The 21137-nt window shown below is 65.1% G+C and carries 21 protein-coding genes; 11 read left to right on the forward strand and 10 right to left on the reverse strand.

Going from position 1 to position 21137, the window contains the following annotated elements:
* From DFR67_RS28275 to DFR67_RS28285, 3 genes are all read left to right on the forward strand, one after another.
* Nucleotides 1–366 (forward strand): HNH endonuclease signature motif containing protein (locus DFR67_RS28275; RefSeq protein WP_146240564.1); only part of this gene is annotated, 366 nt, incomplete at its 5' end.
* Between the two features lie 188 nt (nucleotides 367–554).
* Nucleotides 555–1508, forward strand: a complete 954-nt coding sequence (locus DFR67_RS28280; protein ID WP_110472841.1) for an aldo/keto reductase — start codon at nucleotides 555–557, stop codon at nucleotides 1506–1508.
* A complete protein-coding gene (locus DFR67_RS28285; RefSeq protein WP_110472795.1) occupies nucleotides 1508–1927 on the forward strand; it encodes a cupin domain-containing protein in 420 nt (139 codons plus the stop codon). Before DFR67_RS28280 ends, DFR67_RS28285 begins: the two co-directional genes overlap by 1 nt.
* A 7-nt stretch (nucleotides 1928–1934) precedes the next feature.
* On the opposite strand, the gene DFR67_RS28290 is transcribed toward DFR67_RS28285, so the two are convergent.
* The gene (locus DFR67_RS28290; protein ID WP_110472796.1) at nucleotides 1935–2738 is read right to left on the reverse strand and encodes a FadR/GntR family transcriptional regulator; all 804 of its coding nucleotides are present in this window, start codon (nucleotides 2736–2738) and stop codon (nucleotides 1935–1937) included.
* 101 nt (nucleotides 2739–2839) lie between these two features.
* On the opposite strand from DFR67_RS28290, the gene DFR67_RS28295 reads away from it, so the two are divergent.
* Genes DFR67_RS28295 through DFR67_RS28315 form a run of 5 tightly spaced genes read left to right on the forward strand, consistent with a single transcriptional unit; the run spans nucleotide 2840 to nucleotide 7974 of the window.
* Entirely contained in the window at nucleotides 2840–3991 is a 1152-nt protein-coding gene (locus DFR67_RS28295) for an acyl-CoA dehydrogenase family protein (protein ID WP_110472797.1), read from the forward strand.
* Nucleotides 3988–4935, forward strand: coding sequence for an acyl-CoA dehydrogenase family protein (locus tag DFR67_RS28300; protein WP_110472798.1), 948 nt, complete (start codon nucleotides 3988–3990; stop codon nucleotides 4933–4935). Before DFR67_RS28295 ends, DFR67_RS28300 begins: the two co-directional genes overlap by 4 nt.
* Nucleotides 4932–5714 (forward strand): enoyl-CoA hydratase/isomerase family protein, encoded by a 783-nt coding sequence (locus DFR67_RS28305; RefSeq protein ID WP_110472799.1) that lies wholly within the window; start codon nucleotides 4932–4934, stop codon nucleotides 5712–5714. The genes DFR67_RS28300 and DFR67_RS28305 overlap by 4 nt, the downstream gene beginning before the upstream one ends.
* The gene (locus DFR67_RS28310; protein ID WP_110472800.1) at nucleotides 5711–6901 is read left to right on the forward strand and encodes an acyl-CoA dehydrogenase family protein; all 1191 of its coding nucleotides are present in this window, start codon (nucleotides 5711–5713) and stop codon (nucleotides 6899–6901) included. Before DFR67_RS28305 ends, DFR67_RS28310 begins: the two co-directional genes overlap by 4 nt.
* Nucleotides 6898–7974 (forward strand): acyl-CoA dehydrogenase family protein, encoded by a 1077-nt coding sequence (locus DFR67_RS28315; RefSeq protein WP_110472801.1) that lies wholly within the window; start codon nucleotides 6898–6900, stop codon nucleotides 7972–7974. The genes DFR67_RS28310 and DFR67_RS28315 overlap by 4 nt, the downstream gene beginning before the upstream one ends.
* 7 nt (nucleotides 7975–7981) lie before the next feature.
* On the opposite strand, the gene DFR67_RS28320 is transcribed toward DFR67_RS28315, so the two are convergent.
* From DFR67_RS28320 to DFR67_RS28340, 5 genes are all read right to left on the reverse strand, one after another.
* Nucleotides 7982–9688 (reverse strand): class I adenylate-forming enzyme family protein, encoded by a 1707-nt coding sequence (locus tag DFR67_RS28320; RefSeq protein WP_211325188.1) that lies wholly within the window; start codon nucleotides 9686–9688, stop codon nucleotides 7982–7984.
* A 37-nt stretch (nucleotides 9689–9725) separates the two neighbouring features.
* Entirely contained in the window at nucleotides 9726–10922 is a 1197-nt protein-coding gene (locus tag DFR67_RS28325; protein ID WP_110472802.1) for an FAS1-like dehydratase domain-containing protein, read from the reverse strand.
* 12 nt (nucleotides 10923–10934) lie between these two features.
* A complete protein-coding gene (gene acuI, locus DFR67_RS28330) occupies nucleotides 10935–11918 on the reverse strand; it encodes an acrylyl-CoA reductase (NADPH) (RefSeq protein ID WP_110472803.1) in 984 nt (327 codons plus the stop codon).
* Nucleotides 11919–12003: 85 nt separating this feature from the next.
* Complete coding sequence (locus tag DFR67_RS28335) at nucleotides 12004–12762, reverse strand: SDR family NAD(P)-dependent oxidoreductase (RefSeq protein ID WP_110472804.1); 759 nt, start codon at nucleotides 12760–12762, stop codon at nucleotides 12004–12006.
* Nucleotides 12759–14261 (reverse strand): class I adenylate-forming enzyme family protein, encoded by a 1503-nt coding sequence (locus tag DFR67_RS28340; protein WP_110472805.1) that lies wholly within the window; start codon nucleotides 14259–14261, stop codon nucleotides 12759–12761. Before DFR67_RS28340 ends, DFR67_RS28335 begins: the two co-directional genes overlap by 4 nt.
* A 52-nt stretch (nucleotides 14262–14313) precedes the next feature.
* Here DFR67_RS28340 and DFR67_RS28345 point away from each other — a divergent pair, with 52 nt between their 5' ends.
* The 3 genes from DFR67_RS28345 to DFR67_RS28355 are packed head-to-tail and all read left to right on the forward strand — an operon-like array spanning nucleotide 14314 to nucleotide 17510.
* Nucleotides 14314–15468 carry a CaiB/BaiF CoA transferase family protein gene (locus DFR67_RS28345; protein WP_110472806.1) on the forward strand — a complete coding sequence of 385 codons (1155 nt, stop codon included), beginning with the start codon at nucleotides 14314–14316 and terminating at the stop codon, nucleotides 15466–15468.
* Entirely contained in the window at nucleotides 15465–16745 is a 1281-nt protein-coding gene (locus DFR67_RS28350; protein WP_170135295.1) for an acetyl-CoA hydrolase/transferase family protein, read from the forward strand. The genes DFR67_RS28345 and DFR67_RS28350 overlap by 4 nt, the downstream gene beginning before the upstream one ends.
* Nucleotides 16746–17510, forward strand: a complete 765-nt coding sequence (locus tag DFR67_RS28355; protein WP_110472808.1) for an enoyl-CoA hydratase/isomerase family protein — start codon at nucleotides 16746–16748, stop codon at nucleotides 17508–17510.
* A gap of 21 nt (nucleotides 17511–17531) precedes the next feature.
* Here DFR67_RS28355 and DFR67_RS28360 read toward each other — a convergent pair whose 3' ends face one another.
* The 4 genes from DFR67_RS28360 to DFR67_RS28375 are packed head-to-tail and all read right to left on the reverse strand — an operon-like array spanning nucleotide 17532 to nucleotide 21137.
* Entirely contained in the window at nucleotides 17532–18122 is a 591-nt protein-coding gene (locus DFR67_RS28360; RefSeq protein WP_245938220.1) for a carboxymuconolactone decarboxylase family protein, read from the reverse strand.
* Nucleotides 18119–18862 (reverse strand): SDR family NAD(P)-dependent oxidoreductase, encoded by a 744-nt coding sequence (locus DFR67_RS28365; protein WP_110472809.1) that lies wholly within the window; start codon nucleotides 18860–18862, stop codon nucleotides 18119–18121. Before DFR67_RS28365 ends, DFR67_RS28360 begins: the two co-directional genes overlap by 4 nt.
* Nucleotides 18859–19692: a TauD/TfdA dioxygenase family protein gene (locus tag DFR67_RS28370; RefSeq protein ID WP_110472810.1), complete on the reverse strand. Its 834-nt coding sequence runs from the start codon at nucleotides 19690–19692 to the stop codon at nucleotides 18859–18861. The genes DFR67_RS28365 and DFR67_RS28370 overlap by 4 nt, the downstream gene beginning before the upstream one ends.
* A gap of 14 nt (nucleotides 19693–19706) precedes the next feature.
* On the reverse strand, nucleotides 19707–21137 hold the full coding sequence (locus DFR67_RS28375; protein ID WP_110472811.1) for an aldehyde dehydrogenase family protein: 1431 nt from the start codon (nucleotides 21135–21137) through the stop codon (nucleotides 19707–19709).

Raw genomic sequence — 21137 nt, forward strand, 5'->3', positions numbered from 1 at the left:
GTGATCACCAAAATCCTGCTCGACAACCACGCTGTGCCCCTGCAGGTGGGGCGTGAGTTCCGGACGGTCACACCCGCCATCCGCAAAGCACTGATCGCGCGGGACAAAGGCTGTGCGTTCCCCGGCTGCGGGTGCCCCGCCGGATGGACCGACGCCCATCACATCACGTTCTGGAGTCACGGCGGTGAGACCAGTCTGGCCAACACCGTCCTGTTGTGCAGGCGGCATCACAACTACATTCACCACAAAGGCTGGACCGTGTTCCTCGGACACGACGGACATCCCTGGTTCATCGCGCCCGGGAAGACCGAACCAATGCGCTCCCATGCCAGACGCACCCTGACCAACGAACCACTCGCCGCCTAAGTCCCGCCGATCGATCGAGGCCGCCACAAGTTTACGAGAAGCTCCACACGACGACGCAGTCCGAAGTTACTACCGCAGCACCGGATGACACCGGCGCGGCTCGAACATTGACAACTCCATAGTGTGAGCCCCCTTGATGCCGTCAGTGTGGCGATGTTTCGATCAGGTCGATGACTAGGGTGGAGGACATGACTCGAATCGGTGATTCAACCCTTGACGTCTATCCACTCAACCTCGGCGGCAATACGTTCGGCTGGACCAGCGACGCCGAAACGTCGTTCACGGTCCTCGACGACTTCGTCTCGGCAGGAGGCAACTTCGTCGATACGTCCGACAGTTACATGGCGTCGATTCCGGGCAACACGGGCGGTGAGTCCGAAACCATCCTCGGGCAGTGGTTCAGTAAATCCGGGCGGCGGGATGACGTCGTGCTCGCCACGAAGGTCAGCAGACACCCCGAGTTCCTCGGCCTGGCACCCGACAACATCGCCCGCGCTGCCGAGGCCTCGCTGCGACGGCTGCAGACCGACCGAATCGACCTGTACTACGCGCACTACGACGATCCGGACGTTCCGCTCGTCGAGACGCTCGGTGCATTCGACGCGCTGGTGAAGGCCGGAAAAGTGCGGTACCTCGGTATTTCGAACTACTCGCCGGAACGGATCGCGGAGTGGATCGCGACCGCCGAGGCCAACGGCTTCGCGAAGCCCGTTGCCCTGCAGCCTCACTACAGCTTGGTGGCGCGTGAACCCTTCGAGGCGCAGCTGCGGCCGCTCGCCGAGGAACACAGTCTCGGTGTGATGCCGTATTGGGCTTTGGCCAGTGGTTTCCTGACCGGTAAGTACCGCACCCAGGAAGACGTGGACGCTGCTGCCCGAAGCAAGATCGTCGATCGCTACTTCAGCACCGAAGGACTCGCGGTCGTGGACGTACTCGCCGACATCGCCGAGGCACACGAGGTTGCCATCGCCACCGTCGCGATCGCCTGGACCCGACAGCAACCGACGATCGTGGCCCCGATCGTGAGCGCGCGTGTCCCGGATCAGCTCGGCGCGCTGCTGGCGTCGGTGGACGTGAGGCTTTCGGCTGAAGAACTGGAACGGCTGGATGTCGTCTCCGCCGACGTCGCGGCCGCCGGCTGATGAAGCACGTGGTCACCGGGATTGCCGAGGACGGCAGTTCTTTCCTCGAGTCGGTCACGGTCTACGACGGGCCGGTCACCGAGTCGGCGTCGACGGGGGTCTACGAGCACTCGTCCGCACCGGACATCACCCGTCCCGCGACCGGCATCCATCTCGACCTCGCACCTGATCCGGGGTCGGTCTCGTGGCGTCTCGTCGAGTTCTGGCCGGGTAGAGACATTCCTTTCCACCACACCGACAGTGTCGACGTCACGGTGGTGGCGCACGGAACGGTAGATTTTGCCGTCGACTCGGAGACCATCGGCCTCGACGTGGGTGACGTCGTCGTGGTCAACGGCGCCGGCCACAGCTGGAAGACGGAGTCGGGTTGCCGGTTGCTCGTAGGAATGGTGGGCGGTAGGGCAGAGCCGCCCGAGTAGTCGCGGCTCAGATTCGCGAACGCCGGATCGACTGAATGGCCTGCCGCGACATGGCCGCAGATGCATTCACGACCCGGTCGCCGTAGCGATCAAGGACCAGTGCCTGGGTCGCAGCGAGGTGCGCGCGGGCCAAGCGTTCGGCCTCGTCGGCGCGGCCCGCCGCGATCTCCTCGACCAGTCGGCGATGAGCCCGAACCGCTTCTTCGGCCTCGATTTCGGACGGGTACTCGCCGTGACGGGTCCGGGCTTCGGCCCAGGCCTCTTCCTGCGCCGACCACAACGCGACATAGCTCCCGACCGCGTACCGGATGGTCACGTTCGGGGTGAAAGAGACGACCAGATCATGGAAGTCGCGGGCGCTGTGGGTGAACTCGACGCCGTTGCCGACGAAGCCGACGGAGGCATCGATGGCGGCGGTCAGGGCGGGTACGACCACCTCGGCACGGTCGTCGCGGCGGGCGCACTCGGCGGCGCACGTTGGCTCCAGCATCTGAAGGCCCGCGGCGAGATCCCGGAGTGTCACGCGGGCGGCTTGCAGGGAAAGTCCGAGATGGTAGGCCGCTGACGTCTCGTCGGGGCGGTGCACGTCCGCGCCGCCGATGTTCCCTCGACGGACCGTGACCAGCCCCTCGGTCTCCAGGATCCGCAGAGCTTCACGGATAGAGGGATAGCTGACGCCGAAGTCTTTGACCAGCTGTTCCTGGGTGGGCAACCGGTAATCTTCGACGTCGAGGATTGCGTCGCGGATCTCTGCGGCGACTGTCTCGGCAATGCGGCGTTGCGGAACCCGCCCATTTCTGACCGTCGTCACTCAGACCGCATTTCACTCATGACGGGGAGTTTAAACTACTCGGCCTCGCGCGACCATACAAGTGTTTCTATCCTATCAATGATTGAAGTAATGTGATCCCCATGGACTTCACGATGGGTGAGGCGGCAACCCGACTGCGCGGACAGCTGCGCGAATTACTGCGGGCGCGAATCCCTGCGGATTTCCGGGGCGCGTTCACCGACGACCCGGTCGACCTCGACATTGCGCAGCGATTCTGCCGGTACCTGGCCGCCCAGGGATTGCTGTGTTTGGCCTGGCCCGAGGAGTTCGGTGGACGTGATGCCTCCGTATGGGAGCAGACGGTGGTCCGCGAGGAGATGTGGGCTCACCACGAACCACGCGGCGCCCAGTACATGGGGGTGAACTGGGTGGGACCGACGATCATGCGGCACGGCACCTCGGAGCAGCAACGGGACCACCTGCCGCCCATATCCCGGGGCGAAGTGATTTGGTGCCAGGGCTTTTCCGAACCGGGATCGGGCTCCGACCTGGCCTCCCTTCGCACCGCAGCTCGGCGCAGTGGCGATGGTTGGCGCATCTCGGGACAGAAGATCTGGACCTCCTACGCCACGATGGCGCAATGGTGCTTCTTGCTCGCCCGGACGTCGACGGGCGACCGTAAGCAGCAGGGGCTCACCGTGTTCCTGGTGCCGATGTCGGATCCGGCAATCGAGGTGCGTCCCATTCGCGCGATGTTGGGCCCTCATCACCTCAACGAAGTGTTCTTCAACGATCTCGAGGTCACGCAAGCGCATGTCCTCGGCACAGTCGGGGAGGGCTGGAAGGTGGTCCAAGAGGTGCTCGCCTTCGAGCGTGTGGGCATCGCCCGGTACGCCCGGTGTGAACGTCTGCTGCAGACAGCCCCGGGCGTGCTCGGTGACGACTGGGACGACCTTCCCGCCGAGTTGCGCGGCCGCTGGACCCGGATGCTGGTGCATTGCCGGCGTGCACGACTGCTGGCCTACCGGGTCGTGGCGATGCAGAGCGAAGGGCGGGTACAGCCTTCCGACGCCGCGCTGTACCGGATAGCCGTGACCACACTCGATCAGCACAGCGCCGAGGTCCTCACCGAGATCGCCTCGTACGCAACCTCATCAAACGAAGACGCCGAACGTTTCCGGCTGGACGTCCGAGATCACTGGAATTACTCTCAGGCCGCCACCGTCGCGTCGGGCAGCATCGAGATGCAGCGAATCCTGTTGGCCCGTACCCTGCTCCCGGCGGCCTCGTGAACATCGAGTTGAGCGCAGAGGCTACAGAATACGGCGCAGCGGCCCTGCGGGCATTCGAGTCTGCGGGCGGCGGGGCGCTGATCGAATCCGCGGAACGCGACCCCGCCGGACGCGTCAGCTTGGTCGCGCCGGTCTTCGACGGGCTCGGCGCATGGGACCTGGAGCCCCGCAAGAACGGCGACGAGCTGGAGGCCGCAGCAGCACTGTGTCGCAGCGCAGGATTCTGGGCGGTGCCCTATCCGGTTGCCGAACGGTTGTCCCGGCCCACCGACCTCGACGTCGACGGGCTGTTGGTGGTCGCCGATCACAACCCGACGGCAGCCGTGTCGGATCTCGATCTGCGCTGGGCGGCAGTCACGCTGACCGGTCAGCGATCTGTTGCGACAGCACGCTCGACGAGCGAGTCGCCGCGTACGTCCGCGTTTGTCACACCCTTGAGCCTCGCGGCGCTCGACGCCGGCGGTGCCGCCGATGTCGCGCTCGGGCTGGTGCTGCCGTGCTGGACTCTGCTCGGAATGCTGGACCGTGCAATGGCACTCACCCGCGCCCACGTCTTGTTGCGAGAGCAGTTCGGTGGTCCCCTCGCGCAGCTGCAGGGTGTGCAATTCCAGCTCACCGACGCGGAGGTCGAACGCAGCGGGGTAGAGATCCTCGCAAAGCACGCGTTGTGGAGTATCGAGTCCGGACACACCGACGCCGTCGACGATGCACTCGCGCTACGGTTGGCGGCAATCGAGGCCGCAGACGTGGTTTTCCGAGTCGCGCATCAGTTGCACGGGGCGACGGGCTTTTGCGACGAGACCACTCTGTCCTGGATCTCTCGCTACAGCCTCCCGTTACGGAGGTTGCCGCTCGGCTTGTCGGCGACCGGCGCAGCGCTGACCGAACGTCTCGGACGGCGCGGACTGAGCGGACTGTTCAACGACGAGGCGGTCGCCCCGTGACGTACGACCTGCCGCCCGAGTTGATCGTCGAGTCCGACGGACCGGTGCGGACCGTGGTGATCAACCGGCCGGACGATCTCAACGCCGTCAACAAGGATCTGCACTGGGCGCTCGCCAATGTCTGGCGCCAACTCGCCGCCGATCGGGACGCAGCGGTGGTCGTGCTCACCGGCGCAGGCCGGGCCTTCAGCGCAGGTGGCGACCTGGACTGGATCACCTCGTTCCTCGACGACCCCGTGGCGCGGGACGAGAGCGTGCGCGAGGGTGCGGAAATCATCGAGGAGATGCTTCGGTTTCCGCTGCCGGTCATCGCTGCCGTGAACGGCCCGGCGGTCGGACTGGGTTGCAGTATGGCGGTGTTGTGCGACGTGGTGCTGATGTCGGAGAAGGCGTACTTCGCCGATCCGCACGTGGCTGTCGGCCTCGTCGCCGGCGACGGTGGGGCGGCCTTCTGGCCGCTGCTCACACCGATCCTTCGGTCGCGCGAATACCTCTACACCGGAGACAGGATTCCTGCGGCGGTTGCCGTCGAACTCGGCCTGGCCACCCGCACCACCACACCTGACGATCTGTTGTCGACCGCACACGTATTGGCCGGTAGGTTCGCGGCGCAACCGCCCGAGGCGCTGCGGAGTACCAAACGCATCGTCAACATGTATCTCTCCCAGGCGCTGTCCGGGCCCTTGCAGGCTGGTTTCGCCGCAGAGGTCGCGACGATGCAATCGGCTGTGCACAGGGAGCGGCTGCTGGCTCTGGGTCGTAAGGCGGCCGGTCGATGACGACTCAGGTACGGGAGCACTTCCGCGCCGACGTCCGAGAGTGGTGCAGGACGCATGTGCCCGCCGACTGGCGCCGAGAGCAGACCGGCGTCGACGACGCCACGTTCGTGGCGTTCCAGCAGTGGTGGTTCGCCGAACTGCATGCGGCGGGATATGCGGTGCCGCACTGGCCTGCGGAGTGGGGTGGGGGACTGTCGGTCGCAGAACAGGTGGTGCTCTACCAGGAATTGGCCGCCCACGACGCGCCCCGCCTGGTGCTGCCTTTCGTGTCGATCCACCACGCGGCGTCGACATTGTTCGCCGCCGGCACCGATGAGCAGCGGCAGCGCCATCTGCCGGCGATCCTCGGCGGCGAGATCTGGTGTCAGGGTTTTTCAGAGCCCGGCGCGGGCTCCGACATGGCAGCGTTGACGACCTCCGCTCGCAAGGTCGACGACACCTATGTCGTCAACGGTCAAAAGCTGTGGGCCAGTGGGGCAGCACACGCCGACTGGTGCTTGCTGCTGGCGCGCACCGACCCTGAAGCCCCGAAACGTCGCGGTATCTCCTACTTCCTGATGGACATGCGTACCCCCGGCGTGGAGGTCCGCCCGATCCGGCAGGCGACCGGCGAATCCCACTTCTGCGAGATCTTCCTCAGCGACGTGGTGATCCCGGCCGAGAACCTGGTCGGACCCGAGAACGAAGGGTGGCGGGTCGCCCAGGAAACGCTCGGCGCCGAACGCGGGATGACCATGCTCGAACTGGCGGAACGTCTGGGCCACGCGGGTTTTCGCTGGCTGGTCGACCTCTGCGGGCGAGCCGGGGCTGACGGAACACGGCCGCGCGACAATGCGATGGTCGCAGATCGACTTGCCTGTCTGGAGACCGAACTCACGGGCCTGCGTGCTCTGTGTGCGGCGTTCGTCGCTGACGACAACCCCGGCCCGGCCGATGCGTCAATCGTGAAGCTGTACTACAGCGAACTACTCCAGCGCATGACCGACTTCGGTGCGGACGTGGCAGGCCTCGGCGGTCAGACCGGGCTGCGCAAGCCGATGTCGAGCGGATGGGAGTCGGGGAGTTGGGTGCTCGACTTCATCGGGTCCTGGGAATGGACGATCCCCGGCGGGACCAGCGAGATCCAACGCACCATCATCGGGGAACGAGGCCTCGGCCTTCCCCGCGAGCCGCAGGTGACGAAATGACCACTACTGGTGTTGAATTCGCTGATCTCCACAATGAGTTGACCGCGGTCGCCCGTGAACTGCTCGCCGCTGCCCCGCGAGACGAGAACGTCGACTGGGCCCTGATCACCCGATCGGGCTGGACGGGGCTGGAGGTGCCGGAGACGCTCGGGGGCGCCGGCGCGACGTTCGCCGAGGTGGCGGTGATCCTGAGAGAGATCGGACGGGCAGTGGCCCGCGGCCCCTACCCTGCGGTCGCCGGCATCGCGGTCGGTGCGCTCGGACTGCTCGAACCGAGTGCGCGCCGCGACCACCTACTCGCTGCCACCGCGTCCGGGGACAAGGCGCCGGTGGTGGCGATGTCCGGTGAAAGTCTGTTGCCGAACAGCTTTCGGATCGTCGAATCAACCCTCGGTCTGAAATTGACCGGTTCAATCGACTTCGTGCTCGACGCTCCCGGGGCCGATCGGCTGCTCATTCCTGCGGTCGGGCAGGACGGATTCGCGATCATCGTCGATGTGGACACGCGCACCCCCGGCCTGCGTGTGGACGAGCAGCCGGTGGTGGACGCGACCCGATCCTTCGGCAGGGTGGCCGTCGGCGACGTGCTGGTGTCGCCCGACTCCGTGCTGAGATTCCATCCAGACCCCGAACACTCACTGCAGCGCCTCTATGACAGAGCCGGCGTTTCCGTCGCGCTCGACAGTCTCGGGCTGAGCGAAGCGATGCTGGACGCCACCGTCGCCTACGTCGGTACGCGCGAGCAGTTCGGACGCAGGATCGGGTCATTCCAAGCGGTCAAGCATGCCTGCGCCGACATGCTCGTCCAGATCACGATCGCCCGGACACTGGTCGCCGCGGCAGTGGAGGCACTCTGTCATCCAGATACCGAGTCCGGTGTCGCCGCCTCCATGGCGAAAGCGTTCACCACCGTCATGGCGGTCGAGGTCGCGGGGAAGGCGATGCAGCTCCACGGCGGTATGGGATACACCTGGGAAGGTGGCATCCACGTTCATCTCAAGCGTGCGATTCTCAATCGGTCACTCTTCGGTTCACCTGCGGCACATCGCAGGAGGATCGCCGAACGGTACTGAGAGAAGCTCACGCCAATTTCTCGGCTGCCAGAGCCTTGATGTCGTTGGTCTTGATCTTCGCGCTGCCGGTCAGCTTGATGTCGCTCTCGTCGAAGAAGACGACCTCACGCGGGACCTTGTAGCTGGCGAGTTGCCTCTTCACGAAGGCGCGGATGCCTTCGGCGTCGAGATCGGCGCCGACGTGCGGCACGATGCAGGCCACGACCACTTCGCCGAGGGTTTCGTGTGGAAGTCCGACGGTTCGCGTCACTTTGACCCCCGGATGGGACACCAGCACCTCGTCGACCTCCTGAGGAGAGACGTTGGCACCGCCGGTTTTGATGATGTCGGTGAGACGGCCTTCCCAGAAGAGCCTGCCCGCGTCGTCGAGATACCCGCCGTCGCCGGTGGGGAAGAACCCCTCGTCGTCGACGGTCTCGCTCAGCGGGGTGCCGAGGTAGCCGAGCATCAGGGTGGGGCCTTTGACACAGATCTCGCCGCGCCCGCCCAAGGGGAGGGTGTCGCCGGTCAACGTGTCGACAACTTTGAATGTCACGCCGGGAAGAGGAGTGCCGCTGCTGCCGCCGGCCTCTTCTTCGGTGGTGTCGGCGGGGAAGATCGATGAGATGGTGAAGGTCTCGGTGTTCCCGTAGGCGTAGCCGGGTTCGATCCAGTCCGCGGTGACGGAGGGGTGGCGAGCCACCGGAGTGCGGTGGTCGACGAACCGCAGACTGCTCAGATCCGCGGTGCCCCAGTTCGGGGCGGATTCGAACTGTGCCCACTGGTGCGGCCAGGCGAACGGGAAGTTGACCTTCTCGGTTTCGATGAGATCGAGTGCCTCGACCGGGTCGAAGGTCCTCTGCAACACGAGAGATCCACCGCTGGAGAGCGTGTTGCCCAGCGCCATCGCGAAGTTTCCTGACCAGAAGAACCCGTTGGCGCTCCAGCAGCGGATGTTGTCATCGGGTCCGAAATGGTACAGCTGCCGGAAACGCCACAGCTGGATGGCAACTCCGCGGTGTGCGCTGAGAATGCCCTTCGGCTTGCTCGTGGATCCGGAGGAGAAAAAGATCACGGCGGTGTCGCTCGGCTTGGTCGTGATTGCGGTTGCCTCGATCAGATCCCGCGGTTCGGATGCGCCGCGGGCAAGGAAGATATCCCAGGTCTCGATTCCGCTCGGCCCGTTCTCACCACCGCCGACCATCGCGAGGTGACGCAGAAACGGATACTTCGCGGACCGCAGGGAGCCGGGGTCGACCGAGGTGAGCTGTGGTTCGAGGTCGGTCAGGACCGACGAGAAGTCGGTCTGCAGAATCTGCCGGTCGAAGAGCAGCACCGAGATCTCGGACACCCCGATGAGGTGGTCGAGTTCGGCCGGTGTGGAGAAGGTGCTCAGGGTGACCGCGACCCCTCCGGCCAGCGACGTCCCGAAGACCGCCGAGATCCATTCGGGGCGGTTGGTCATCAGCACGCCCACCCGGCCGTCCTTGCCGATTCCGGCTGCCCGTAGTGCCTGCGCGACCTCGACCGCACGCTCCCACAGTTCGGCGTACGTCCAGCGGACGACGCCGTCCTCCGTGTGGAAGACGAGGGCTTCGCGCTCACCGTAGAGCGCGGTCACCTCACGGAGGAAGCCGGGCATCGTCAGTGTGCCGAGGCCGGGCTCTTCGTCGAGCGGTGGACCCGAGACGATCGACAGAGGTCGCACTGAGGAATCAACGGTGGGTGTGCTCATGACTCGACCTCTTCCGGTGCCGCTCGATGGGTGGTGACTAGACGGGCAGTTCGACCTCGGCGGTGCACGTCACCAGCGTGGTGCCGTCCTGACTGGTGAGCTTCAGCTTGATCTGGACGAGAGGTACGCCCCAGTCGGAGTCGGCCTGCTTGTCGACGACCTCGGCGTCGAAGTACGTGACGTCGCCTTCGAATGCGGGCCCGCGGAAGTCGGCCTTGGTGTGCCGGACCATGCCTTCGTGACCGGCCCAGTTCGCGAGGTAGTCGGTGCACCAGGCGCCCATGGTCGCGCCGTATCCGTAGGCCCGGGCCATGCCCACCTCACCGGCCTTGTCGGCGTCTATGTGCCCGCGTGAGGGCCCGACGTACAGACCGTCGCGCAGGCGGGGGTCGATCATCGCGCCTTCCTCGTCGAACCCGAAACCCTCACTCCAGCCCGGATCCTGGTAGACCCAGGGGTCGTTGACGCCTTCGGGGGCGACCCACTCGAAGGTGCCCCAGATGTTGAACAGGAAGGCGCGATACTCGGTGGTGAAGCTTGCGATGGTGTGGGGTCCGATGACGCGGCGATGCAGGGTGTCGCCGACCTCGACCTCGCCGAAACGCGGCGAGATCCCGAGCCGGTTCGACAGCAGCCACGAGTGACGGAGCTTGTCGACCTCGGCGAGCTCGTCGGCGGTCCACTTCTTGGTGGCGCCGATCTGGTCGTCGTACATGCCGCGCTTGTTCGCCTCTGCGGAGAGGTACCGGATGGCGGTCGAGCGTTCTCGGGCGACGAGGGCTCCGTGCTGATTCTTGTGCGTCGTGTCGCCGCGCGAGAACATCGTAGGACCAGCGAACTTGGTGTCGGCGACCTTGTAGTCGTGAAAGCGGCGCTCCTGGAACAGTTTGTCGCCCGGGCGCACGGGGGTGCCGTAGAACCACCACTCCTCACCGCCGAAGATCAGGTGACTGTTGGGGATGTGTCCCACACACGCCGGTGCCGCGCCGTGTCCGTAGTCCAGGGCGACCGCGATGGACTGGGGGGCGATGAGACCGCCGAACTTGGACTCTCGTGCGAACTTCTCATCCCAGTGCATGGGGTTCGGATTGTCCATGGCCATCGCCCAGCGCCGGATGTCGGAGGTGCTGCACGGATCCCACAGTTGCCCGCCGCCGATGGGTTTGCCGACTCGATGGTCGACATCAGAGAGGTCGAGTTCGACGGTGTCAGGTTCGGTTGCATGTGTCGTCATGTGTTCTCCCGCTTATCTGTTGACGTCGACGACGATGCGACCGCGCACCGTGCCTTCGATGAGTCTGGTGGCTGCATCGATGGACTCTGCCAGCGTGATCTCCTCCGCGATGGCGTCGATCGCACCCGGGTCGAGGTCTCGGGCGAGCCGCTCCCATGCTTTCTGACGTTTCTCGAGCGGAGCCATCACGCTGTCGATGCCGAGCAGGGTGACACCACGCAGGATGAACGGTGCGACCGTTGCCGGGAAGTCCATGCCCTGGGCGAGACCGCAGGCTGCGACCGCGCCGCCGTACTTCGTCTGCGCGCAGGAGTTCGCGAGGGTGTGACTGCCGACGGAGTCGACAACGCCTGCCCATCGTTCCTTCTGCATCGCCTTGCCCTTCTCGGAGAGCTCGGCGCGATCGACGACAGAACTTGCGCCGAGCTGTTCGAGATAGTCTGATTCCGAGGTCTTTCCGGTGGATGCTGCGACGGTGAAGCCGGCCTTCTTCAGCAGAGCGACGGCAAAACTGCCGACCCCGCCGGTCGCGCCGGTCACCAGGATCTCGCCCTGGTCGGGCAGGACTCCGAAGTTCAGGAGGGCGTCGACGCAGAGGCCGGCGGTGTATCCGGCAGTGCCGATCGCCATGGCCTGTCGGGTGGTGAACTCCGGGGGCAAGGGTACGAGCCAGTCGCCTTTGACTCGCGCCTGCTGAGCGAAACCGCCCCAATGGTTTTCGCCGACGCCCCAGCCGTTGAGGACCACGCGGTCACCTTCGGACCAGTCGGCGTGGGCGCTGCGGGTGACCGTACCGGCGAGGTCGATGCCGGGCACCATCGGGAATTTGCGTACCACCGGAGACGCGCCGGTGATGGCAAGTGCGTCTTTGTAATTGAGGGACGAGTAGTCGACGGCGATGTCGACATCCCCCTCGGGCAGGTCTGTTCTGGCCAGGTTTGCGAGCGTAACCGATTGGCCCGCTTCGGCTTTCTCGATGACAACAGCAGAGAACATCGTGTGTCATTCCTTTCCGGGCCGAGGTGGTGACCACGCAGTGTGGCCGACATTACGTCAATCCTAGTAAGGATTGCAATACTTGCTACCGTGTGGTCCACCCCCCATCGACGACGATGGTTTGGCCGGTGACATAGTTTCCCGCGTCGCCTGCCAGCCACAGCACGGCACCCACGATGTCTTGTGCCGAGCCCTCTTTGGGCAGTGGTGTGTTCCGGCGCAGGTAGGCGGCGGCCCGTTCGCTGTCGTAGAGTGGGCCGGTGATCTCGCTCCGAAAGAATCCCGGAGCGACTGTGTTCACGCGGATCGAGTGACGTGCCCACTGGACCGCGAGTTCGGCCGTGAGGCCGGACAGCCCGGCTTTACTCGCCGCGTACGACGCCTGAGGAATTCCGGGTATGCCGACCCGCCCGCTGATGGACGAGATGTTGACGATCGAACCGCGGCCGGCCGCGACCATGTGTGGAAATGCGCCCTGCGCGAGCAGGAATGGTGCAATCAGGTTGAGGCCCAACGTCTGCTCGATGGCGCTGCGTGGTTCTGCCTCGGCTTTCTCCTCGGTGAACATACTGCCTGCGGCGTTGATCAGGATTTCTGGTGGACCGAGGGCGTCGACGACGGCGGGTATCACCGAATCGGCCTGTTCGAGATCGGAGAGGTCGCGTGCAATGGCGACTCCATCGATGCGCTGGGCGACATCCGCGAGTCTGTCGGCGCGGCGGGCGACGACCGCCACGCGGGCGCCCGCCGACGCCAGTGTTTCTGCGATCGCCACACCGAGCCCAGACGAGGCGCCGGTGATCACGGCCACGCGGCCGTCTAGATCGAACATGTCGCTGCTCATGTGTCGACCTGCAGCAATTTGCGTTGTGCGTCAACGTATTCCGCGAGGCCGGGCCGTTGCACCTTCCCCATGGCGTTGACCGGCAGTTTCGCCACCTGCGTCCAGCTCTCCGGTACCTTGTACGGCGACAGTTCGCGTCGGCACAGGGCGTCGAGTGTTCCGATGTCGAGTTGGACCGGACTCTCGAAGGCTGCCGCCACCCGCTGACCCAGTCTGTCGTCTGCGACGGGGTAAACGGCAACACGGGCCACGTCGGGGTGGGTCGTGATCACTCGTTCGACCTCGAGCGGGTAGATGTTGGCGCCGCCCCTGATGATGACGAGTTTCTTGCGGTCCAGGACGGTCAGCCACCCGTCGGCGTCGACCGTTCCGACGTCGCCCGTGGCAAACGCGCCTGATTCTGCTTGCAATACAGTGCCGTTCTCCCAGTAGCCGAGCAGCGGCCGCCATGCATCGGCCCACGGCCCGCTGGTGGCTCCCGTCAGCCGTAGTTCGCCCAGTTCGCCTGGCGGAAGCCTCGCGCCGTCATCGTCGTAGGCAGCCACGTCGTACTGCGGCTGAACCCGACCGCTGCTGCCTGCCTGCCACTGCCGGCCCGGCGGATCGATCGACACGACGGTCGGTGCCTCCGTCAGGCCATACGTCGCCCTCGGGGTGAGACCGTGCGCCCGTGCGAATTCGTCGCGCAGCGAATCGGAGGTGTCGCTGCCGCCGCTCCACACTTCGCGCAGAGATGACAAATCGACATCGCTGCGACGGGCCAGGTCGTAGAGCTGGGCAGGCGCCCCGTTCCACACGGTGACCCTGCGGGTCGAGATCCACTCGGCGACGCCGTCGACGTCGCGCCGGTTCATGATCACGCTGCAGCCGCCGACCTGGGCGGTGAGGAGCGTGGACAAGATCATGAGATTGAGGATCGTCAGCGGGAAGCTGTCGCCCTTGCGCAGGTCCGGACCCCATCCGCGGGTGGCGCCGAGCACCGCACCCGGAAGCAACAGGTTGCGCTGACTGTGCACGACAGCCTTGGGCGTCCCCGATGTCCCACTGGTGAAAGCGATTCCGGCCGGGGTGTCGATGTCGATGTCGACTGATGGTGCCGATATGTCTGCGGCAAGAAGGCTGCCCCAGTGTTCACCGTCTACCGATTCCGGCGCATCGATGCGGCACTTGGGTCCCGCCAGTATCACTTTCGGGTCGCATAGGTCGCGTATCTGCTCTTGCTCGCCGACGGCCAGCGTTTCTCCGATCCCGGCCCAGATCGCGCCGATCCGCTGGGCGCCGTGAAAGGCCGCGACGATGTCGAGGTCGTTGGGCAGGCACGCCGCGACCCGGTCACCAGGTCGGACACCGAGCGACCACAGGGCTCCCGAAGCGCGTCTGGCCTGATCATCGAGTTCGGCATACGACCAGATCCCGGAGGCCGCCTCGACGGCGGGGGCGTCGGGCCGTTCCGCGAGGGCCGTGTCGAGGACTGTGTCGATCGTCCGCAATGTGGTCACCCGTTACTAATACCACTATCCTTGTAAACATTGACCTGATAGCGTCGAACACATGAAACACACCGGCCCTCTCGCGGGGTTGCGCGTTGTGGACCTGACGGGCATGGTCATGGGCCCGTACTGCACGCAGATCATGGCCGACATGGGCGCCGAGGTGATCAAGGTCGAACCGCCTGCCGGCGACAACACCCGGTACATCTCCGTGGGTCCCGAGCCTGGCATGAGTGGCGTGTTCGCCAACGTCAATCGCGGCAAACGCAGCCTGGTGTTGGATCTGCGGACCGAGGAAGACAAATCCGTATTGCGCGAACTCATCGTGCAGAGTGATGTCTTCATCCACTCCATGCGTGCCAGCGCGATCAGGGCGCTGAGTTTTTCGTATGACGATGTCGTGGCCCTCAATACGTCGATCATCTACACGAACTGTTATGGCTACGGCCGCGGTGGACCGGATTCCGGGCTCACCGCTTACGACGACACGATCCAGGCGGAGTGCGGGCTGCCCTACGTGCAGGAGCAATTGACCGGCGAGGCGGGATACGTGGGCACGATCATTGCCGACAAGGTCGCCGGATTGACAGCGTTGTATGCCACGACGATGGCCCTCTACCACCGCGAGCGCACCGGCGAGGGGCAAGAGGTCGAGGTCGCCATGTTCGAGACCATGGCCGCCTTCATGTTGGTCGAGCATGCGGGCGGTGCGATGTTCGACCCGCCGCTCGCGCCTGCCGGGTATCCGCGCGCTGTGTCGCCGAATCGAAAGCCGTATCGCACCAAAGACGGCCACATCTCGGCGTTGGTCTACAACGACAAACAGTGGGCGGCGTTCATCGACGCTGTGAACCCGGCGTGGGCGGGCGAGCACTACGCGACGCTCGAGCAACGGGCGCGTCAGATCGACACGGTCTACGGGCTGCTGGCCGAGACGTTCGCCGAACGGACGACGCAGGAATGGCTCGATCTGTTTCGCGCGCGGGATATTCCTGCGGCGCCTGTGCGCACTCTCGACGAGTTGTTCGACAACCCGCACCTCGACGCGGTCGGATTCTTCGAGGAGGTCGACTCGCCCAACGGTCCGGTTCGATTCCCTGGACCCCCGACATGGTTCTCCCGGACGCCGGGGCGAGTGGCGGGGCCGGCGCCGAGACTCGGCGCTCACAACGATGCTGTGCGTGACGAATTGGACAGCAGCCGGAGAACAATTTGAGCCCGGACCGGCACCCCGGTGGCGGATGCGAGGTCGATCTCGCCCGCGTTCTATTGCCAGGCGACCGCATTGTCGTCGGGCAGGCGTGCGGCGAACCCACTGCTCTGATCGAGGCGTTGACCGAACAGGGCGGCGGGGTCGGTGGGCTGTCGGTGTTCATCGCCACCAGCTTCTCCGGACTCTTTACCCCGGACTCGGCGGTGAGCTTCGAGTTGTCGAGTATGGGGGCGATGGGATCGCTGCGCTCGATGACCAAAGCTCATGAACTGCAGATCATTCCGTGCCACGTCAGCCAAGTCGGACCGATGATCGCCGCGGGTGCACTCGGCTGCGACGTCGCGCTGATCCAGGTCAGCCCCGCTGATGTCGACGGCAACCACAGTCTGGGACTGATCAGCGACTACGTCCAGGCAGCGGTCGCCAGGGCCCGGGTGGTCGTGGCCGAGATCAACGACCAGGTTCCCTGCACACGCGGTGAGGTGCTGCACCGCAGCGAGTTCGACTACGCCGTACATGTCTCACGGCGGCCGGTGGAGGTCACATCGGCAGCGATCGGAGACACCGACCTGGCCATGGCGAAGCACGCCGCCGCCTATATCGACGACGGTTCGGTCATTCAGATGGGCATCGGCGCGGTCCCCGAGGCCATGCTGCGGTTGCTGCGTGATCGCACAGATCTCGGCGTCCACTCGGGGATGCTGGGAGACGGCCTCGTCGATCTGATCGAGGCGGGAGCGGTGACCAACGCCCGCAAACGGATCGATCGTGGCGTGACCATCACGGGTGCGTTGATCGGCACCCGTCGTCTGTACGACTACGCACACCAGAACCCGGAGATCCGGATGTGCACCACGGATTACACCCACGACGCGGCCGTCATGGCGCAGCTGGACAAGTTGGTGACCATCAACTCCGCTCTGGAGGTCGACCTGACGGGCCAGGTCAACGCGGAGCAGAGCGGCTCGTCATATCTGGGTGGGACCGGCGGCCAACTCGACTTCGTCCGAGCCGGGTCCCGTTCTCCCGGCGGGCACGCCATCATCGCGCTGCCTGCCACTGCCAAAGGTGGCACGATCAGCCGGATCACCACAACGTTGTCTGGTCCGGTCACCACCCCGCGCAGTGACGTCGACATAATAATCACCGAATTCGGCGCAGCGGAACTGCGCGGGCAGTCGCTCGGCGAGCGCGCCAGACGGCTGGTCGCCATCGCACATCCGGACTTTCAGGAAGATCTGGCCCGCGAAGCGCACAGTGTTCAACGAAGGGGCTTCTAGATGGGTGATGCCGTGCTCTTCGATGCTCGCGACGACGGTATCGCCGTCATCACCCTGAACCGTCCTGATACGCGGAACTGCTTGTCCGCGGACGTGCGCGACGGTTTGCGCGACGCCTGGCACAGATTCGAGGCCGACTCGTCGCTGCGTGTGGGCATCCTGACGGGCAGCGGTGAGACCTTCTGTGCGGGCGGTGACCTCAAAGAGATGGTGCAGACCGGTATGCAGATCCCGCCGCGGGACATGTTTCCGCTGCCCTACGACACCGTTGAATTGTCCAAGCCCACCATCGCGGCCGTCAACGGTGCCGCCTTCGCGGGTGGCTGGATGATCGCCCAGGCGTGTGACCTGTGCGTGGCGAGTACCGGCGCGCGATTCGCGGTGACGGAGGTCAAGGTCGGCCGCAGTTCGCCGTGGGCATCTCCGCTGATCCACATGATCCCGCAGCGGATCATGATGGAGATCCTGCTGACCGGTAGGCCGATCACTGCTGAACGGGCCTACGAGATAGGGCTGGTCAATCGCCTGGCTGAGCCAGAAGCATTGATGAACAGTGCAATCGACTTGGCGCGGGAGATCCTCGTGGGCGCGCCGCTGTCGGTGAAGGCTGCGAGGGACACGGTCATGCTCGCGACGGAGATGGGGCGATCAGCCGCTCTGCAGGCTGCCCGAGCGGCATCTGAACGGTGCTACACCAGCTCCGACGCCCAGGAGGGGCCACGGGCCTTCGCGCACAGGCGTTTTCCGGTGTGGACCAACTCCTGACTGAACCGGGACAACGGAGGGCTATCGGGGCTGCGGGGCGGGAAGGAACGGCACGAGCGCTTCCTCGGGTTGAACGCCGAAGCTGCGCAGGGCCATTGCGAGCATGGAGTAGCAGCCGACGGTGAACACAACATCCATCAGTTTCTGCTCCCCGAACTCACCGGCCAGGACGGCCCAGGTCGCATCGCCGATGGCGCCATCGGTGAGAAGATCGTCCACCGATTGCAGCAGGGCGCGGTCGATCGTAGACCAATCAGGTGCTTCGGGCCCCTCGGCCACAGCGGCGAACTCGTCGGCCGTCACCCCGGCCCGATCGGCGAGAATCACATGCTGGGCCCACTCGTAGTCGGAGCGTTTGATCCGAGCGACCCGCAGGACCAGCAACTCCCGCTGCCGCACGGAGAGCGCCGACTGCGAGAGCAGATGCCGGTTGAAGGTCAGGAACGCCATCGACAGACCCGGATAGCGAGCGAGGGTGCCGAGCAGGTTGTCGCCCGCCTGCCGCCCCTCTTCCGGGCCGGCGCTCGCGACCGCGGACCGGAAGCCGTCGACGAACGCGGTCATCTCAGGAGACCAATCGGCCCGCAGCGCGGGAGTGATCCGGGCACTCACGTGTTGCGCCCGCCGTTGACGCCGATGATCTGACCGGTGATGTACCCGGCCTCTTCACTGACGAGAAATGCGCACGTCGCCGCGACATCCTCGGGTTGCCCGATCCGGCCCACCGGTGTCTTGGCGACCTGTGCATCGACGTCGACCATTCCCGAGTCGACGGTGGCGCGGAGCATCGGGGTGTCGATGAATCCGGGAGGGACAGTGTTGACTGTGATTCCGCGCCTGCCGAATTCGAGCGCCAATACCTTGGTCAGTCCCACCACACCGGACTTTGCCGTCACGTAGCCGGCGAGCCCGGGGGAGCCGCTGTGCACACTCGACGACGAGATGTTCACGATACGGCCCCAGCCCTCCTCGAGCATCTCGGGAAGGACGGCCTGGCAACAGTGGAACGTGCTCGAGAGGTTCAACGCCAGCACCCGATTCCAGGTCTCCTCGGTGATGTCGAGGAAGGGGCCGGCGAGAGTTCCGCCTGCACTGTTGACCAGCACCGTGGGTCGCCCCAAGCGTGCTTTGACCTCGGCGACAGCGGCGTCGATGCGGCTGCGGTCGGTGACATCGACTGCCAGACCGATCGCTTTGCCCCCAGCTTTCTCGATGGAGACGGCAGTTGTCACGGCGGCCTCGCCATTGATGTCGAAGATGGCGACCAGATCACCGTCGGCAGCGAGGCGCCGGGCGATGGCCTCGCCGATACCCGATGCGCCTCCGGTGACAATGGCAGTATGACCGCTCATTTGATCCTTTCCTGACCCGCGACGGTGGATCGATGCATGGTGCGTGGCTTGCTTCGGTCGAAGTCGCGGACGCGATGGACGAGGCCGGTGTTGTCCCACAGCACCGTGTCGCCCTCTGACCAGCTGTGCCGGCAGACAAGCTCCGGCGCGGTGATGCGTTCCTGCAGATCCCGCAACAGAGCGCGACCCTCATCGATGTCCATCCCGACGATGTGTGACGCGGTTGCTCCCAGTACCAACGAGCGTCGACCCGAATCGTGTTCCCACACCAGGGGATGTTCGCGCACCGAGCGAGAGGCCCATTCGGCCACCTGCTCCGGTGTCGGATCGGGGTAGGTGAGGCGCTGGATCGCCTCGAACGTGTGTACCACCCGAAGGTCGGCGAAACGTACCTTCTCATCGTCGGTCAGTGCGTCGTAGGCGTCGTAGGTGCTCGCGAACTCGGTCTCACCACCCTCTGCGGATGTCACCCGTGCAGTGAGCATCGATGTCTTCGGGGCAATCTCGTCGAGAAGCCCGTCGATGTGCCAGAAGCAGTTGCTGGCAAAGTACTCCGCGTTCGGATTGCTGGGATCAAAACTGATCTCCATCACCTCAGCGGTTGCCGGGGGCAGGTGGGAGAAGTTGATCAGGGTGCCCAGCTTCCTGCAGAACTCGACCAAGGTCTCGTCGCCGGCATCGAGCTCTGGAAACAGCAACACCGAATAGGTTTCGAGCGCTTCGGCCACGGCATCTGCGAGATCGGTGTCTTCACGCAACTGGTCGGCGTCGATGCCGAGCACTTTGACCCCGACCGTGTCCGTGAGCCGCTCGACGGCAAGTGTGCTCATGGTGACCCCCTTCCTCAGGCCTCGTCCGGCGCATAGCCGAGGATGCCTTTGATCTCCAGGTAGTCCTCGAAACCGAATGCACCCCATTCCCGGCCGTTTCCGCTCTTCTTGTAGCCGCCGAACGGGGCGCTGAAGTCGAATCCACCATTGATGGCAACGGATCCCGAGCGGATGCGGCGGGCCACCGAGCGGGCGAGGGCGAGGTCGGCACCTGCGACAGCGCCCGCGAGGCCGTACTCGGTGTCGTTGGCGATCTCGATGGCATGGTCGATGCTGTCGTAGCCGAGGATCGTCAGCACGGGACCGAAGATCTCCTCGCGGGCAATGCTCATGTCGTTCTTGACGTCGGCGAACACGGTCGGCTGGACGAAGAAGCCCTTGTCGATACCCTCAGGACGACCGGGACCGCCCGCTGCCAGGGTCGCACCGTCCGCGATACCCTGCGCGATCAGCTCCTGGATCTTGTCGAACTGCGACTTCGAGACCACCGGCCCGATGGCGAAGTCGCCGTTAGGATCTCCGACGGTCACCGACGCCGCTGCGTCCTTCGCAACGCCGATGGCCTCCTCCATCCGCTCTGCCGGGACCAGCATGCGGGACGGCGCGCTGCAGGTCTGGCCGGAGTTGAGCATCATCGTGACGACGCCCTTTCCCACATTCGCTGCGAAGTCTTGGTCGTCGAGGACGATGTTGGGGCCCTTGCCGCCGAGTTCCTGGGTGACCCGCTTCACGCCGGCCGCCGCGTTGGTTGCGATGTCGATCCCGGCGCGCGTCGAGCCGGTGAACGAGATCATGTCGACGTCGGGATGACCGGACAGAGGCACGCCCACCCCGGGTCCGTCACCCTGCACGAGGTTGAACACACCGGCGGGAACGCCGGCCGCCTCCAGGATTTCGGCGAAGATCTGACCGGTGAAAGGGGAGCGTTCAGACGGCTTGAGGATCATCGTGCAGCCGGTCGCCAGCGCTGGGAAAACCTTGACGGCTATCTGGTTCAGTGGCCAGTTCCACGGGGTGATCAGAGCGCAGACGCCGATGGGCTCTTTGACGATGAGCGAACTGCCATGCTGCTCCTCGAAGGTGTATCCCTTGAGCGCCTCGATGGCCGTCGCGAGATGGCCGGCACCCAGGTTGATCTGGAAGCCGTTCGCCAGTTCCTTCGGGGCGCCCATCTCTTCGGTCAGCGCCGCACCGAGATCGTTTGCACGCTTTTGGTATTCCGCGGCGATGTTCTCGAGGAGCGTGACCCGATCGGCGACCGGTGTCGTCGACCAGGTCGTGAAGGCACGTCGTGCAGCCGCGACAGCCTTGTCCACATCCGCCGATGATCCGACGGCCACCGTACCGGCGAGCTCTTCGGTCGCGGGATTGACGACTTCCAGGACTGCGGGTGTGGTCGGATCGACCCATCGGCCGTCGATGAAGAGCTTCGTGTATTCACGCAT

It is taken from the genome of Williamsia limnetica (assembly GCF_003217475.1).
Lineage (GTDB): Bacteria > Actinomycetota > Actinomycetes > Mycobacteriales > Mycobacteriaceae > Williamsia > Williamsia limnetica.